The organism is Nonomuraea sp. NPDC049714 (genome assembly GCF_044465295.1).
Taxonomy (GTDB): domain Bacteria; phylum Actinomycetota; class Actinomycetes; order Streptosporangiales; family Streptosporangiaceae; genus Nonomuraea.
On the sequence record NZ_JBITLM010000002.1, the window covers coordinates 516,385 to 531,247 of the forward strand.

Consider the following 14,863-nt stretch of genomic DNA (forward strand, 5'->3'; position numbering starts at 1 on the left):
TCAGTGCGGGGGCGTGACGGCCGCCACCACCCGGTAGATCTCGTACCCAGCGGCCAGCAGCACCGGCAGCCCGAGGGCGAGCAGCAGGCGGGTGCGTGGCGCCCCCGTCACGGGCGCCCGCCTCGCCTGGGCGGGCACCAGGGGGATCCTCTCCTCCGGCGCCGGTTCGGGCGCGGGCACCAGCTCCGGGTGCCGGCCGAGGTAGCCGGGCGGGAACGACGTCGTGTGGACCGTTCCGCAGCACGGGCACAGGGTGTCCGCCCAGGGCGGCTGGACGGCGACGCCGTTGTTCAGCCAGACCTCCGCCTCGCGGCCGCGGGTGCCGCTCAGCCGCCTGATGGTGTAGCGCACCTCCCAGACGTGCCGACAGCAGAGGCATGCGTACGGCCAGAGCTGATGCGTGTCGATTTCCTCGCGCACAAGACCACCCCCCGATCAGGGACCGCCACCGCAACCGAGTGTGCGCGCGGGTCCACATCCCTACAAGGGCGGCCTTGTGCGACCATGAGTTACTAAAAGGTCACTATCAGTGTCAGGTTAGGAGCCAATGGTTCCGGGCGGGAACCGGGCTGAGCAGCGGGGTCTCGTCGGGGACGCGAGGCTCGGCCGGGATGAGCTCCGGATGGCGGGCGAGATAGCCGCTCGGGAACATGGCCGCCTGCTGACAACCGCAGCGCGGGCAGACCACGTTCGACGAGGGCGGCGGAACGGGCACGCCGCCCCGCAGCCAGATCTCGGTCTCGGTGCCGTCACGGGCGTCGACGAGCCTGACGAGATAGTCCTCTTCCCAGACGTGCAGGCAGCCCCGGCACTCGAAGGGCAGGCTCCTGTGCTCCTGTCTCATGAGGTCACCTCCTCACCTCCGAGTCTCCGCCTCCTTTCCCCGGCTCCGCAACCCGGGTCAGCGGACGGCCAGCACGAACACGAGCGCGGCCGCGACCACGGCGAGCGTGCCGAGCCAGGCGAACAGCGCGTCCAGGCCGTTGTTCAGCGGCGTGCCCGCGTGCAGGGCGCGCTGCACGCGGCGGAAGCGCGCCCCCGTCCTGATCAGCAGGACCGCGCCGCACAGGGCGGCCAGCGCGAAACCGGCCACGGCCGGCAGCGGCAGGCCGGCGGCCGCCCCCAGCCCGGTACCTCCCAGCCCGCCGGTGGCCAGCGCCACCGCGGTGCGCACCCAGGCCAGCCGGGTCCGCTCGCTCTGCAGCCCCTTGTCCCAGACCTCCTGCGACACCTCTAGGCCGCCAGCAGGATGAGCACCAGGGCCAGCACCGCCACGGCGGCGACGCCGTACCCGAAGACGGGCGCCAGCGCGGGCGGCGGGAGAGAGGCCTGGGCGCGCAGCGCGCGCTGGATGCTGCGCCAGCGCGGGTAGGCCATGCCCGCGGCCAGTGCCGAGAGCGTCACGAGCACGACGGCGAGCGCGGTGCGCAGCCAGGGGACGAACACGTCGGCGGGCACGGCCGCCACGGCCAGCCCACCCGCGCTGAGCGCCAGGGCGGTGCTCAGCCAGGTGAGGAACGTGCGTTCGTTGGCGAGGGTGAAACGCGGGTCGGGCTCCATGAGAGAAACGGTAATTCGCACCCATTCTCCCTAGAGATAGCGGGATTAGCCTGTGCAGGCCTCGGTGACCTTCTGCACGTAGGCGGCGGTGTCGGCGCCGACCTTCTGGGCGGCGTCCACCGCGTCGTTGACGCTCTGCACGTTGATGCCGGACAGGGTGGCGGCCAGGTCGTCGGAGGCTTCCTTGATCGTGGTGTTGGCGGCCTGGTCGGCGACGTCGTTGAGCTTGGCCGCCGTGTCGTCGAGCGCCTTCTCCATGGCTTGCGGGTCGTTGGCCAGGCTGGTCAGCTGGGCGGTCAGGTCGGCGACGATCTTCGGTGCCTCCAGGCAGGCCTGAGCCTTGTCGATCGTGGAATTGACCTCTCCGCATCCGGTGACGAACACGAACGCGGAGATGGCGGCAAGGGACGCGAACCGTCTATGAAGGCGACGCATGCCCCGACCCTACCCAACGGCCACGCGCCGGGGGCGCTACAACCGCGTGGATGACGGGCGCGCCGAACCTACCCGGATGGGCGTTCTAGGATCGATGTCATGACTACGTGTGAGCATCTTGCCAAGTCGGCCGACCCCGAGGCGCGGACCCCGGAGGGTTGCGAGGAGTGCCTGGCGGCCGGCGGCCGGTGGGTGCACCTGCGGCGCTGCCTGGAGTGCGGTCACGTCGGGTGCTGCGACTCCTCGCCCGCCAAGCACGCGACCGCGCACTTCCGCGCCACCGGCCATCCCGTGGTGCAGTCGTTCGAGCCCAACGAGGCCTGGCGGTGGTGTTTCGTCGACAGCACCATGGGGTGACGCGCGGGCTTCACCACTCGCGGCGGTCGCTCCGGTCGTCGTACTGCTGGTCGGGGCGGAGCCGCTCGCCGGTGGAGAACATCGGGTCGCCCACGTACGGGCGGCTCAGGTCGCCCTCCGGGCCCCGGTAGGGCTCGGCCTGCTGGCCCAGCGCCAGCAGCGGGTCCACCGGGTTGGGCGGGGTCCGGTTGTCCGCCGGGCCGTAGGGGTCCTGACCGTAGGTGGGGCTCTGCCCGTAGGTGGCCTCCGGGCTGCCGTGGAAGGGGTCGTGACGCCGGCCCGCGCCCGGGATGCCGTGCATCGGGGTGCCGAGCCCGGGCGTCGCCGCCGCGCCCGCCGGCGGCGGGCTCTGCGGGGGCGGCTGCTGCCGGTAGTGCTGGTCCTGGCCGCCGTAAGGGTCGGGCTGCCTGGACGGGAACGGCTCCGGCTGGGGCGCGGCGTAGGTCTCGCCGGAGTGGTAGGGCTCGGCGGCCTGGGAGGGGAAACCGAGCGGGTCGGTCGTCAGAGGCGCCTGGCGCCGCCTGTCGTCCGGCATCTGGTAAACGGGCTGGCCCGCGCTCGCGTGCTGTTCCTCGACGTACTGAGGGCCGGTGAAGGGGACGGCGGGAGGCGGCGGCTGGACGTACTGCGGCCCCGAGAGCGGGTCGCTGTAGCCGCTGTCGGTGTACTGCGGCCCGGAGAAGGGCTCGGCGGGGCCCGGGTCGGCATACGGCTGGGGCGCGCCGTAGCGGTCGCCACCGCCCTGGTCGGCGTACTGGGGGCCGGTGAAGGGCTGCCGCTGCGGGGTGGGCGTGCCGCGCGGCGGGGTCGTCTCGCTGTAGGAGGCCACCAGCTTGTCCTGGGGCGGCGGCGGGGTCCCCCTGGCCACCAGCACGTCGTTGGGCGCCAGCGCGGCCGTGGGCCGCTCGTCCTGCGGCGGCTGCACGGGATTGGGCGGGCGCTGATACTGGCCGGTGCCGGGGAACACCTCGGTGCCGGCCTCCTGGTCGGGCACGGCGGGCTGCTCACCGGAGGCCTCGGCGAACCCCTCGTCGAGCGTGTCGAGCAACCGGCCGACGTCGTTCATCGGCATGCGGAAGCTCGCGGTGCACATCTCTCCTCGCCACAGGCTGAGGACCAGGGTGCCCTCATGCCAGGTGACCCGGAGGCACCGCTCCTGGCCTCGGGCATCGAAGAACACTTCGCCGAACGACGGCAACGGGACAACTTCCGACATGGCAGACATTATTGCTTCAACCAGCCTTTATCCGTCCACTCAACCCCGGAAAACCCTACCTAACCGGACTTCCCCTCCCCACCGGTGACCCCTCAGGCCACGTCAGCAAGACTGGTTGACCGGTTGGAGTTCCGATCGCCCAGTGTGCCACGCGAGGCGGCGAAGGTCCCGGGGAACGCCGGGATGCGTTTGGCCGATCACTCGGCGTTCGGCGCGGCCACCCCGGAATGCGGGTAGCGTTTACTGCCGTGCCGGACTCCCATCTCCCGACCGCTGACTCACTGCTCAGCATCGCCGTCGACGCCCTCGGAGGCAGCGAACGGCAGGGCCAGATCACGATGGTGAAGGCCGTTCAGCAGGCCATCGACGACGAGGAGCACCTCGCGGTCCAGGCCGGCACGGGCACCGGCAAGTCGCTCGCCTACCTGGTGCCGTCGGTCCGGCACGCCATGGACACCGACACCCCCGTCGTGGTGTCGACCGCCACGATCGCGCTGCAGCGCCAGCTCGTCGACCGCGACCTGCCCAGGCTGGCGGAGGCGCTCGCCAAGGAGCTGCCGCACGAGCCGACCTACGCCATCCTCAAGGGCCGCCGCAACTACCTGTGCCGCTACAAGGCGACCGCGGGCTGGCCCGAGGAGGACGAGCAGGACCAGCTCTTCGACCCGCGCGAGGTCAGCGCCACCGGCCGGATGGTCCAGCGCATCCAGGAATGGGCCGACGAGACCGAGACCGGCGACCGCGACGAGCTGGTGCCCGGCGTCAGCGAGCAGGCCTGGCGGCAGTTCTCGGTCAGCGCCCAGGAGTGCCTGGGCGCGAGCCGCTGCCCCAGCGGCGCCGAGTGCTTCGCCGAGCTGGCCAGGGCGCGGGCCGGCGAGGTCGACGTGGTCGTCACCAACCACGCGCTGCTCGCCATCGACGCCATGGGCGACCTGCCCGTCCTGCCCGAGCACGACGTCGTGGTCGTCGACGAGGCGCACGAGCTCGTCGACCGGGTGACCTCGGTGGTGACCGGCGAGCTGTCGGAGACCTCCGTCTCCCTGGCCGTGCGCCGCGTCGGCCGCCTGATCGACCAGCCGGTCGCCGACCAGCTCCAGGAGGCGGGCGAGGACCTCAAGGCGCTGTTGTCCGCCGCCCCGCCCGGCCGCGTGGACGAGCTGCCGGAGGTGCTCGGCCTGACCCTCGCGCTGGTGCGCGACAGCGCCGCCCGCTGCCTGACCGCGCTCGGGCCCCGCGGCGGCGACAAGGACGATCCCGACAAGGCGGGCCAGCGCAAGGCGGCGTTCACCGCCCTGGACGAGGTGCACGACACCGCGGTGCGCATGCTGGAGGCCTACGGGCACGCCTCCGAGACCGACAGGTCCGAGGTCGTCTGGCTCGACGGCGCCACCGACCGGCGCCCGCCCATGCTGCGCGTCGCGCCGCTCAACGTGGGCGGCATGCTGCGCGACAAGCTCTTCGGCGACCGCACCGTGGTCCTCACCTCGGCCACGCTGGCCCTTGGCGGCACGTTCGACGGCATGGCACGCCAGTGGGGCCTCGGCGACAAGGGCTGGCAGGGCATGGACGTCGGCTCCCCCTTCGACCACCCCCGCGCCGGCATCCTCTACGTCGCCAAGCACCTCCCCCAGCCCGGCCGGGACGGCCTCCCGCAGGCCTACCTCGACGAGATCACCGAGCTGATCGAGGCCGCCGGCGGGCGCACCCTGGGCCTGTTCTCCTCCATGCGGGCCGCCAAGGCCGCCACCGAGGCGCTGCGCGACCGCCTCAAGGTCCCGCTGCTCTGCCAGGGCGACGACTCCACCATGCTGCTGGTCAAGCAGTTCGCCGAGGACGAGGAGACCTGCCTGTTCGGCACCCTGTCCCTGTGGCAGGGCGTGGACGTCCCCGGGCCCTCGTTGCGTCTGGTCATCATCGACCGGGTGCCCTTCCCCCGGCCCGACGACCCGCTCACCTCGGCCAGGCAGCGGCACGTCGCGGCCAAGGGCGGCAACGGGTTCATGACCGTGGCCGCCACCCACGCCGCCCTGCTGCTCGCCCAGGGCACCGGACGCCTGCTGCGCTCCCAGCACGACAAGGGCGTCATCGCCGTCCTGGACCCCCGGCTGGCCACCGCCCGCTACAGCGGCTTCCTGCTGGGCTCCCTCCCCCCGTTCTGGCGCACCACCGACCCGGCGGTGGCCCGCGCCGCCCTGAAACGCCTGTCCACCGAATCCTGACCCCCGCCTGCCCGTCCGCTTCAACGTCCCGTCCAGCGGACGGCCCGCTGTCGTCGTCCCGCACGCGGCCGCCCATCGCGCTCAGCGGGGTCCCGCTGTCGACATACCGTTCTGGGTGGGGGTCATTTTTTACGGCGCGGCCGAGTGGGCGCCGACCGCCGTCCTCCTGCGGGGCGCGCGGGAGGCGTTGCCCAAGGGTGGGGTGGCGGGCCGCCGTAACGGCGCTTGCTTTCCCGGCTGAGGGGTGACACGTGGGCCGGCTGAGGGTGTCGCGGGGACCGGTCGAAGGGTGAGGGGTGTCGCGGGGACCGGTTGAGCCGGCAGGGGCGCTCGCCCGCGTGGGCGGTCGCCGCTCTGGTGCCGGATCCGGTCCCCTGTGGGTGGGTGGGGTCAGGATTCCCAATGGGAGAGTTCGGGGCGTTTGGGAGTGAGGCCGTCGCCGGAGGAGATGCCGCGTAGGCGGCGGCTCATCCAGGGGACCAGGTGTTCGCGCATCCACTGGGCGTCCTCGCGGCGCCGGGCGCGGGGGTCGACGGCTCTGTCCGGCCACACCTTGTGCCAGTCGTCGAAGGGCACCCCCAGGACGTCGAGGACCCGGGCCGCCACCAGGCGGTGGCCGTCGGCGTTCATGTGCAGGCGGTCCTCGCTCCAGGCTCGCCAGTCACGCAGCCCCTGCATCGACCACTGATCCACCAGCCGGCAGCCGTACAGGTCGGCGATGGACCGTACATGCAGGTAGAAGATGGCGAAGCGGCCGCGCAGGCGCCGCATCAGCGGCATGTCGCGCGGGTCGACGCCGGTGAAGAGCAGCACGTCCGCGCCGCTGGAGCGGAGCTCGCGGACGGCGGCGGTGAGCTGCTTCGCCATCACGTCGGGGTCACTGCCAGGACGCAGCAGGTCGTTGCCGCCGGCGCAGAGGCTGACCAGGTCGGGAGCCATCTGGACGGCCAGCGGGACCTGCTCGGCGACGATCTGGTCGAGCAGCTTGCCGCGCACCGCGAGATTGGCGTAGCGGAACGACGAGTCGTCCAGCGCGAGCCGTTCCGCGACCCGGTCGGCCCAGCCGCGGTAGTGGCCGTCGGTGCCGGGGTCGTTGAGTCCCTCGGTGAAGCTGTCACCAAGGGCCACGAAGGAGCCGTAATGCCTCATGACCTGCTGTTCATCTCCGCTTTGTGGGTGCTGCGGCGTGGGCCACGACTGTAGTGGGAATCCCGCGCCGACACCCGGCGACACGCGTCAAGTCTTGGCGTGTTCTCGCCGGACGGCCGGTGGCCGCCCGGCTCATCCCGCGATGGCCCGATAGGCGGCTTCGAGCAGCTCCTCCGCCGGGCCTTCGAGCCGGCCGACCTTGGCCAGGCCGTCCAGGACGACGAAGCGCTGCTTGGCACCGCGGTTCTTCTTGTCCAGCCGCATGTGGTCGCGCAACTGCGGCCAGGCGGCGAGGGGGTAGGAGGTGGGCAGGCCGACCGAGGTGAGGATGGAGCGGGTGCGCTCGACGAGGTCGGCGCCGATCCGGCCGTCGAGCCTGGACAGCTCGGCGGCGTACACCATGCCGATGGCGACGGCCTCACCGTGGCGCATCCGGTAGTTCTCGGCGCGCTCGATGGCGTGACCGAGGGTGTGGCCGTAGTTGAGGATCTCGCGCAGTCCCGCCTCGCGCAGGTCCGCGCCGACGACGTCGGCCTTGATCTGGATCTTGCGCTCGACGAGCTCCCGGGTGTGCCGTCCCTCCGGCGTGCGGGCGGCCTCGGGGTCCTCCTCGATGAGGGCGAGGATGGCCGGGTCGGCGATGAAGCCGCCCTTGATGACCTCGGCGAGCCCGGCGACGTAGTCGGCGCGCGGCATGCCGGACAGCGTCGCCAGGTCGCACAGCACTCCGGCGGGGGGCAGGAAGGTGCCGACGAGGTTCTTGCCTTCGGGGGTGTCGATGCCGTTCTTGCCGCCGACGGCCGCGTCGACCATGGCGAGCAGCGTGGTGGGGGCGAGCACGACCTGCACGCCACGCAGCCAGGTGGCGGCGACGAACCCGGCCAGGTCGGTGGTGGCTCCCCCGCCGACGCCGACGACGGCGTCCGACCGGGTGACGCCGTGGCGGCCGAGCGCGGACCACAGCTGCGCGGCCACCTCGACGGTCTTGGCCTGCTCGCCGTCGGGCACCGGCAGCGGCACCACGTCATGGCCGGCCTCGGACAGCACAGCGCAGACGGGGCCGGAGAGCTCCGGCAGGCTCTCCGGGTGGATCACGGCGACCGTGCGCACGCCCGGCTTGAGCAGGCCGGGCAGCTCGCCGAGCACGTCGGTGCCGACCACGACCTCGTAGGGGCTGTCGCCGCGCACGGCGATCCTGGTCGCGGTCATCTGCCCAGCCCCTTGATGATCTCGTCGGCGAGCTCTTCCGGCTCCCGCTTGTCGGTCGCGACCGTCAGGACGGCCAGCCGCTCGTAGATGGGCCGCCGCTGCTCCATCAGCTTCTTCAGCTGGCTGCGCGGGTTGAGCACGAGCAGCGGCCTGGCGGCGGCGAGGCCCACCCTGGCGACCGCGTCGGCCAGGCCCACCTGCAGGTAGACGACGGCGTGGCCGGCGAGCAGGGCCTGGGTCTCCTCGTTGAGCACGGCGCCGCCGCCGAGCGACAGGACGCCGTCGTGCTCGCGCAGCGCCTGCCGCACGGCCTCCAGCTCCAGCTCGCGGAAGCGGTCCTCGCCGTCCTCGATGAAGATGTCGCCCACGGGCTTGCCCGCGACGGCCTCCACGTCGGCGTCGGTGTCGCGGAAACGTACGCCGAGCCGCTCGGCGAGCAGGCGGCCGAGGGTGGTCTTGCCGGACCCGGGCGGGCCGATCAGCACGGCCGCGGGCGTTGTGACGGTCATTTGATCACCATGGATGAGAGGTAGCCGGACAGGTTGCGGGCGACTTCCTCGACGGAGTCGCCGCCGAACTTCTCCAGCGCGGCGTCGGCCAGCACCAGCGCGACCATCGCCTCGGCGACGACGCCCGCCGCCGGGACGGCGCACACGTCGGAGCGCTCGTGGTGGGCCTTGGCCGCCTCGCCGGTCTTGACGTCGATCGTGGCGAGCGCCCTGGGCACCGTCGAGATGGGCTTCATCGCGGCGCTGACCCGCAGGATCTCGCCGTTGGTCATGCCGCCTTCGACGCCGCCCGCGCGGTTGGTGATGCGCCGGACCCCGTCCTCGGTGGTGTACTCGATCTCGTCGTGGGCGCGGGAGCCTGGCCGGTGCGCGGTCTCGAAGCCGTCACCGAGCGCCACGCCCTTGATCGCCTGGATGCCCATCAGAGCGGCGGCGAGCCGGGAGTCGAGGCGGCGGTCCCAGTGGGTGTAGCTGCCCAGGCCGGGCGGCAGGCCGAAGGCGAGCACCTCGACGACCCCGCCGAGCGTGTCGCCGTCCTTGTGGGCCCGGTCGATCACCTCGATCATGGCGGCGCTGCCCTCGGGGTCGGCGCACCGGACCGGGTCGGCGTCGATCCTGGCCAGGTCGCCGGGGCCGGGCAGCCCTTCGGCGGGGGTGCGGGCGCCGCCGATGGCGGTGACGTGGCTGACGATGTCGACGCCGAGCGCCTGCTTGAGGAAGCGCCTGGCGACCTCGCCGAGCGCGACCCGGGCGGCGGTCTCGCGGGCGCTGGCCCGGTCGAGCACCTGTCGGGCGTCGTCGAAGCCGTACTTCTGCATCCCGGCGAGGTCGGCGTGGCCGGGCCGGGGGCGGGAGCGGGGCGCGTTACGCGCCAGCCCTTCGAGCTCCGCCGGGTCCACGGGGTCGGCCGCCATGACCTTCTCCCACTTGGGCCACTCGGTGTTGCCGACCCGGACGGCGACGGGGCTGCCCATGGTGCGGCCGTGCCGGACGCCGCCGGAGATCGTCACCTGGTCCTGCTCGAACTTCATGCGGGCGCCCCGGCCGTAGCCGAGGCGGCGGCGGCGCAGCGCCTCATCGATGGCGGCCGTCGTCACCTGGACCCCGGCGGGCAGCCCTTCGAGGATGGCAACGAGCTCGGGGCCGTGGGACTCTCCAGCGGTCAACCAGCGCAACATGCCTACAAGTCTTCCATGTGCGGCCTAGTGGGATGTCCGGCCGTTCACCTGCCGAGACAGAGCGCGGTGAGCGCGCCGAGGAGCATGAAGGGCCCGAACGGGAACTGCGTCTGGCGCGTGCCCCGCCCGGTGACCAGCAGCAGGACCGCGTAGAGGGCGCCGAGGAGCTGCCCGCCGAGCGCCGCCACGGTCCAGGTCTGCCAGCTCAGCGCGGCGCACGCCAGGCCGATGAGCCCGGCCAGTTTGACGTCGCCAAGCCCCAGGTCGGTGGGCCTGACCAGCCACAGGAGGCCGTACAGCGCCGCCAGCGCCAGCCCGCCGAGCAGCGCTCTGGGCAGCTCGCCGGTGGGGACGAGGGTCAGCGCCATGATCGGGTACGACGGCAGCGTGATCACGTCGGGCAGCCGGGAGGTGCGCCAGTCGATCGCGGCCAGGGCCGTGCCCACCAGCGCGGCGTACACGTACGGCAGGCCCGCCCGCCAGGCGACCAGCACGATCACGGCGGCGGTCACCAGCTCGTAGAGGGGCGGCCAGGCCGGGACGGGCACCGTACGCACGACGCTCGTGAACGCGGCGCGGGCCTCGGCGCGCGTGTCGGCGGGGTCGGCCCCGAACGCGCCGGCCAGGGTCCTGACGTAGCGGCCGGCCAGGAGCCCGAGGAGCGCCAGCAGTGCGAGCACGGGGCAGACTTTACGTGCGGCGCGGACGTTGCGCCATGGCGGCGGTTCACGCGGCACTGTTCGACGGACAATTTCCGCGTGGCCCGGGACAAATACGCAAGAATCGCGGTAATCATTGCGACGTTTGTCCTAGTTCCGGTGTTGCTGGAGATTCTGGCCTGGTACATCGAGGGCGAGGAGTACAGCGTCTCGCGCGCGCTGACCGTGATCTCCGTGCTGGTCGCGCTGGCGCTGGTGGCGCTCGTGGCCGGCAACGTCCGGGGCAGGCTGCCCGTGATGCTGGTCACCGCCCTGACCGTGGCCGCCGTCGTCGAGCTCGTCCTCGGGTTCGTCGCCGGTTTCGGGCCGGTGCTGTGGCGGTCCAGCCTGCCCGGCGAGCTGCTCGGGCTGACCATGATCGGGCTCAGCGTCTTCACCGTGCTGACCGGCTCCTACCTGCTGATCCTCTACCGGCGCGGCCTCTACCTGCCCTACCTGGACGCCACGGCGGGGCCCGCGCCCACCACGACCAAGCGCAAGGTGATCGGCGAGTCGGAGATCCTGATCCGGACCCTGCCGGAGCTGAGCCAGGCGATGGAGAAGGCGCTCGGCAGCTGCGTGTCCATGGTCGACCAGGAGGACCTGCACTTCGTGGCGTTCTTCGACACGCAGGGCTGCTGCTTCTACACCGACGTGCTCGACGACGCCGACCTCAGGCACTTCTTCCACGAGACCACCGCCGACGAGCGCCGCGACGGCTACCTCAAGATCGGCCGTCAGCTCGACTGGCTCGGTCAGCGGCTCGACTCCCAGCTCAGCACGATGGGAAGCGGCTCGGTCATCAGGACCGTCGTCGACCTGGAGCGCGGCGCCCTCTACCACTACTGGGTGGACCGCGGCCGCTACCTCGTCGGCGTCACCCTGGACCAGCGCAAGGTCGACATCGCCGACGACAAGATGGCCAGGCTCGTCGACATGATCCGCAGCCACTTCACCCTCCCGCCGATCAACCAGCGTCTCCCCCCGGAACGCGGCGGCGTCCTGCGTCCCCTCAAGAAAGAGCGCGGGTGGCCCGAATCCGGCTCCTGATCCTCGTCCTCCTCACCGGCTGGGGCCTGGCGGAGCTGACCGGCCTCGACGGTCTCCAGCACTCGCCGGCGTACATGCTGGCGAGTTCACTGCTGCTGGCGGTCGGCCTGTACGGGAGCACGCACGGCATCGACCGGGCCGAGGCGCGCGCGAACGCCGGGATCATCGTGCTCGCGGTCACGGTCGGGGTGGTGCTGAAGGCCGCGTTCATCGCCGCCGTGATCTTCTTCTTCTACGACGACCCGTTCGCGCTGGTGCTGGCGGTGACGGTCGCCCAGATCGACCCCCTCTCGGTGGCCGCCGTGCTGACCGAGTCCCGGCTGTCGGCCAGGGCCAGGACGATCCTGGCCGCCTGGTCGTCGTTCGACGACCCGGTGACCGTGGTGCTGTCGGTGTACGCGGCCACGCTCGCCTTCTCCGGTGACGGCGTGGGGCTGGGCGAAGTGGCGGACCTCGGCTGGAACGCGCTGTTCGCCGTCGTCGCCTACCTGGTGTGGCGACTGGTCCGCGGTGGCCCCCCGTGGCTGATCCACGCGACCGCGGTCACGGCGATCCTGGTCGGCGCGTGGACGTTCCTCATGCTGGGCCTGGCGATCGCGGGCCTGTTCCTGCGCCTGCCGGACAGCCGGCGGGTCGAGCAGGCGGTGTCGGTGGCGTTCCCGCTGGCCGCCCTCCTCATGGGGATGCTGCTGGTCGGCGGCGTCGACGTCGCCGAGGGGATCGTGCTGGGCGTCACCGCGTTCGCCGCCCAGATGCTGGCCGCGGCGCTGCTCACCTGGCGGCTGCCGGTGATGGACCGCGTGCACCTGGCGCTGGCCCAGCAGAACGGCGTCACCGCGGTCATCCTGGCGCTGGTCTTCGAACGCTCGCTGGACGGGTTCGTCGCGGTGGTCGCGCCGGCGATCGTCACCATCAACGTCATCCACGCCCTGGCCAACCATGCGGCCAACCGGGCGGTCAACGCGTGGGAGGCGCGGTCATCTCCTGGAGAACCAGCGCCGCTTCCTGACCGGCACCACCCGGGCGACGGTGACGCCGGAGAGGCGGTCGACGGTGCCTGACTCGACCGCGGCCAGCGCCCGCAGCACCTCGCCCTCGATCACGAACGGCACCGGCCCGGCCACGTCCACCACCACGGCCGCCGCCTGCTCGCTGACGGCCGCCTGACACACCTGCAGGGTGGTCGCCTGGATGGGCCGCGCGTCGGCGCGCCACCGGGTCAGCGCCTCGGTGCCGGTGAAGGCGAGCACGGCCTGCCTGCCGTCCTGGCCGACGAGCTTGGGCAGCGCCATCTCGCTCTCCTTCTCCTGCCGCAGCCCGTGCTCGCCCACCTCGGACTCGGTCAGCAGGGCGACGACGGGGACGAGCAGGCGGGCGCCGCCGAGGGCGCCGAGCACCCGGTCGGGCCCGGCCGTGCCGTCCTGGTAGGCGGCCAGCGCGGCGGCCACGGCCGGGGCGGCGCCGCCGTCGTCGGTGGGGTCGAGAGGCTGAGGAATGCTCGGCACAACGCCCGAGATTACCCGCGCGTCACCCCGCCCTCCGCACCAGCCTCGCGTAAACGGTCGGTCACGCAAGGCAAGGTACGCCGCTCTGCTGCACTCCATCGTGACCAATCACCCCTTCGTTGACGGCGACAAGCGCGCAGGCTGGCTCACTTTGTACGTCTTCTGCGCCAAGAACGGCTTGGATCTCGAGCCGGTCGACGATGACGCGGCGTATGACCTGGTCATCGCAGTCGCGTCCGGCAAGCGAGGTCCGCGAGATCGCCGACATGCTGCGGAGCCTCACGCCAGGGCCTTGATCCCCGAAAGAGGGCGTGCGTCCCATGAAAGAACGTCCGTTCGGTACGGCGATCGCTACGTGAGGTCGCTGAGGGCCTTGCCCGACGCCTTGAGCGCTGCCTCCATCGCCGCGCGACCCGGCGTCCTGGGCTCCTCGACGGGCTCCTGGTCGTCCTCGGCGTCCAGCAGGGGCTCGGTGTCGCTCTCGGGCACGTTCTCGTCGGGTGTGCTCATCAGGCGGAATCCTTCCTGGTCAGGGCTGTGATATCCCCGCCTTTACCCGGCACGCGGCGGGCAAACCGGCCCTGTCCGGGACCGTCAGCCGGGTGGTGGGTCGTCCACCGGAGGGAGGGCGGTGTCCGCCTCCTCGTGGCCGGCGCCGGTGGCTCTGAGCAGGTCGACGACGATCGACCGGAGCTGCGCCACGATCACGGAGGCGGAGAAGCCGAGCTGCTCGGGCCGTTCCCGGTGCGCCACGGCCAGCAGGGCCTGCCGGGCGAGGACGGGCTCGCGGCCCGCGGCCAGTTCGAGCTGCAGCAGCAGCGCCGCCTCCGACACCTCGCGCATCGCCTCGGCCAGCACCAGCGGCGGCGGGCGCAACTCGCCGAGCGCGGCCAGCGTTCTGCGGGCGAGCACGCGGACGTTCCTGAGCGCGTGGTCCACCGGTTCGGCCGCCGTCTCGTACCTGGCCAGCCTGGCCCGGCGATGCCAGTGCATGGGTGAGATCATGATGATCTCCTTGCTGGTCTGCAGCGCCTGCTCGAACTCCTCGACCGCGGCCTGGGTGCCGCGCGCCTCCTCCAGCGCCTCGGCGGCCAGGTCGGCGTCGCGTTTCTCGATCGCCTCGGCGGCCTGCTCCAGCGCCGTGGACAGGGCGTCGAGCACCCCGGAGGCGTGCTTGGCGGCGAGGGTGAGCGGGCTGGCGGGCATCAGCGCCACGGCCGCGAGGCCGACGAGGCCGCCGGTGAGCGCGTCGAGCATCCGGTCCAGCCCACCCGAGTCGTCGCCCGGCAGCACCGCCACGACCAGCACGGCGGAGGAGGCCACCTGCGCCACGAACAGCGCCCCGCTGTTCAGCAGCACGGCGGTGACCATCGCCAGCGCCACCACCAGGGCGATCTGCCAGGCTCCGGAGCCGATCCAGGCGACCAGGAGGTCTCCGACCCCCACGCCGAGGCTGACGCCCACCACCAGCTCGGCGACCCTGCGCAGCCGCTGGCCCAGCCCGATGCCGACGCTGATCAGCACCGCGATCGGCGCGAAGAAGGGTCGCGCGTGGCCGAGCACCTGCGTGGCGATCAGCCAGGCCAGCCCCGAGCCCACGGCGGCCTGCGCGATCGAGGGGGCCACCAGCCCGAACGACCTCAACCGCTCCCGTATGTGCTCGCCGAGCTTCGTTGCCACTCTTCCCACCTTGGCCGATCATTATGACATTCCGGTCACACCGTCCATGGAGGCCGAAAAGGACCGGTAGCCATCTACCTCGTTGACGAGGCCTTCAA

Annotated in this window: 20 protein-coding genes and 1 pseudogene; 6 read left to right on the plus strand and 15 right to left on the minus strand. The window is 72.2% G+C overall.

Translation table 11 applies throughout. The features are described 5' to 3' along the window. The 5 genes from ACIBQX_RS09270 to ACIBQX_RS09290 form a co-directional block, all read right to left on the minus strand. Nucleotides 1-420, minus strand: a complete 420-nt coding sequence (locus tag ACIBQX_RS09270) for a hypothetical protein (RefSeq protein ID WP_397002370.1) — start codon at nt 418-420, stop codon at nt 1-3. Nucleotides 421-532: 112 nt separating this feature from the next. Continuing rightward, nucleotides 533-844: a hypothetical protein gene (locus ACIBQX_RS09275; RefSeq protein WP_397002372.1), complete on the minus strand. Its 312-nt coding sequence runs from the start codon at nt 842-844 to the stop codon at nt 533-535. 57 nt (nt 845-901) lie between these two features. Continuing rightward, nucleotides 902-1,231 carry a DUF202 domain-containing protein gene (locus ACIBQX_RS09280; protein ID WP_397002374.1) on the minus strand — a complete coding sequence of 110 codons (330 nt, stop codon included), beginning with the start codon at nt 1,229-1,231 and terminating at the stop codon, nt 902-904. Nucleotides 1,232-1,233: 2 nt separating this feature from the next. After that, nucleotides 1,234-1,560: a YidH family protein gene (locus ACIBQX_RS09285; protein WP_397002376.1), complete on the minus strand. Its 327-nt coding sequence runs from the start codon at nt 1,558-1,560 to the stop codon at nt 1,234-1,236. A 45-nt stretch (nt 1,561-1,605) separates the two neighbouring features. Continuing rightward, nucleotides 1,606-1,995 (minus strand): hypothetical protein, encoded by a 390-nt coding sequence (locus ACIBQX_RS09290; protein ID WP_397002378.1) that lies wholly within the window; start codon nt 1,993-1,995, stop codon nt 1,606-1,608. A 99-nt stretch (nt 1,996-2,094) separates the two neighbouring features. Between ACIBQX_RS09290 and ACIBQX_RS09295 the strand changes: the two genes are divergently transcribed. Beyond that, entirely contained in the window at nt 2,095-2,352 is a 258-nt protein-coding gene (locus ACIBQX_RS09295; RefSeq protein WP_397002380.1) for a ubiquitin carboxyl-terminal hydrolase 14, read from the plus strand. Between the two features lie 10 nt (nt 2,353-2,362). On the opposite strand, the gene ACIBQX_RS09300 is transcribed toward ACIBQX_RS09295, so the two are convergent. Continuing rightward, entirely contained in the window at nt 2,363-3,568 is a 1,206-nt protein-coding gene (locus tag ACIBQX_RS09300; protein ID WP_397002382.1) for a hypothetical protein, read from the minus strand. 227 nt (nt 3,569-3,795) lie between these two features. On the opposite strand from ACIBQX_RS09300, the gene ACIBQX_RS09305 reads away from it, so the two are divergent. Both ACIBQX_RS09305 and ACIBQX_RS09310 read left to right on the plus strand, forming a co-directional pair. Beyond that, nucleotides 3,796-5,787, plus strand: a complete 1,992-nt coding sequence (locus tag ACIBQX_RS09305; protein WP_397002384.1) for an ATP-dependent DNA helicase — start codon at nt 3,796-3,798, stop codon at nt 5,785-5,787. Nucleotides 5,788-5,902: 115 nt separating this feature from the next. Further along, the gene (locus tag ACIBQX_RS09310) at nt 5,903-6,028 is read left to right on the plus strand and encodes a hypothetical protein (protein WP_397002386.1); all 126 of its coding nucleotides are present in this window, start codon (nt 5,903-5,905) and stop codon (nt 6,026-6,028) included. A gap of 149 nt (nt 6,029-6,177) precedes the next feature. Here the strand turns inward: ACIBQX_RS09310 and ACIBQX_RS09315 are convergent, their stop codons facing one another. The 5 genes from ACIBQX_RS09315 to ACIBQX_RS09335 all read right to left on the minus strand — a co-directional run bounded on the left by ACIBQX_RS09315 (nt 6,178) and on the right by ACIBQX_RS09335 (nt 10,512). After that, entirely contained in the window at nt 6,178-6,936 is a 759-nt protein-coding gene (locus ACIBQX_RS09315; RefSeq protein WP_397002388.1) for an SGNH/GDSL hydrolase family protein, read from the minus strand. Nucleotides 6,937-7,068: 132 nt separating this feature from the next. Next, nucleotides 7,069-8,145, minus strand: a complete 1,077-nt coding sequence (gene aroB, locus ACIBQX_RS09320) for a 3-dehydroquinate synthase (protein ID WP_397002390.1) — start codon at nt 8,143-8,145, stop codon at nt 7,069-7,071. Beyond that, entirely contained in the window at nt 8,142-8,654 is a 513-nt protein-coding gene (locus ACIBQX_RS09325) for a shikimate kinase (protein WP_397002392.1), read from the minus strand. Before ACIBQX_RS09325 ends, aroB begins: the two co-directional genes overlap by 4 nt. Then, nucleotides 8,651-9,832, minus strand: a complete 1,182-nt coding sequence (gene aroC, locus ACIBQX_RS09330) for a chorismate synthase (protein ID WP_397002394.1) — start codon at nt 9,830-9,832, stop codon at nt 8,651-8,653. The genes ACIBQX_RS09325 and aroC overlap by 4 nt, the downstream gene beginning before the upstream one ends. A gap of 44 nt (nt 9,833-9,876) precedes the next feature. Next, entirely contained in the window at nt 9,877-10,512 is a 636-nt protein-coding gene (locus tag ACIBQX_RS09335; RefSeq protein ID WP_397002396.1) for a prepilin peptidase, read from the minus strand. Between the two features lie 138 nt (nt 10,513-10,650). On the opposite strand from ACIBQX_RS09335, the gene ACIBQX_RS09340 reads away from it, so the two are divergent. Together ACIBQX_RS09340 and ACIBQX_RS09345 are read left to right on the plus strand one after the other, a co-directional pair. Beyond that, nucleotides 10,651-11,580, plus strand: coding sequence for a hypothetical protein (locus ACIBQX_RS09340; protein ID WP_397002398.1), 930 nt, complete (start codon nt 10,651-10,653; stop codon nt 11,578-11,580). Continuing rightward, the gene (locus ACIBQX_RS09345; RefSeq protein ID WP_397002400.1) at nt 11,559-12,641 is read left to right on the plus strand and encodes a hypothetical protein; all 1,083 of its coding nucleotides are present in this window, start codon (nt 11,559-11,561) and stop codon (nt 12,639-12,641) included. Before ACIBQX_RS09340 ends, ACIBQX_RS09345 begins: the two co-directional genes overlap by 22 nt. On the opposite strand, the gene ACIBQX_RS09350 is transcribed toward ACIBQX_RS09345, so the two are convergent. After that, nucleotides 12,558-13,085, minus strand: a complete 528-nt coding sequence (locus ACIBQX_RS09350; RefSeq protein WP_397002402.1) for an SseB family protein — start codon at nt 13,083-13,085, stop codon at nt 12,558-12,560. The genes ACIBQX_RS09345 and ACIBQX_RS09350 overlap by 84 nt on opposite strands. On the opposite strand from ACIBQX_RS09350, the pseudogene ACIBQX_RS09355 reads away from it, so the two are divergent. Beyond that, a pseudogene (locus ACIBQX_RS09355) lies at nt 13,075-13,206 on the plus strand (hypothetical protein); the annotation flags it as partial. The gene ACIBQX_RS09350 and the pseudogene ACIBQX_RS09355 sit on opposite strands and share 11 nt — an antisense overlap. Here ACIBQX_RS09355 and ACIBQX_RS09360 read toward each other — a convergent pair. The 3 genes from ACIBQX_RS09360 to ACIBQX_RS09370 form a co-directional block, all read right to left on the minus strand. After that, nucleotides 13,147-13,353 (minus strand): hypothetical protein, encoded by a 207-nt coding sequence (locus ACIBQX_RS09360; RefSeq protein WP_397003891.1) that lies wholly within the window; start codon nt 13,351-13,353, stop codon nt 13,147-13,149. The pseudogene ACIBQX_RS09355 and the gene ACIBQX_RS09360 sit on opposite strands and share 60 nt — an antisense overlap. An 83-nt stretch (nt 13,354-13,436) precedes the next feature. Beyond that, nucleotides 13,437-13,595, minus strand: coding sequence for a hypothetical protein (locus tag ACIBQX_RS09365; protein ID WP_397003893.1), 159 nt, complete (start codon nt 13,593-13,595; stop codon nt 13,437-13,439). 84 nt (nt 13,596-13,679) lie between these two features. After that, the gene (locus ACIBQX_RS09370) at nt 13,680-14,765 is read right to left on the minus strand and encodes an aromatic acid exporter family protein (RefSeq protein WP_397002404.1); all 1,086 of its coding nucleotides are present in this window, start codon (nt 14,763-14,765) and stop codon (nt 13,680-13,682) included. Nucleotides 14,766-14,863: the final 98 nt, after the last annotated feature.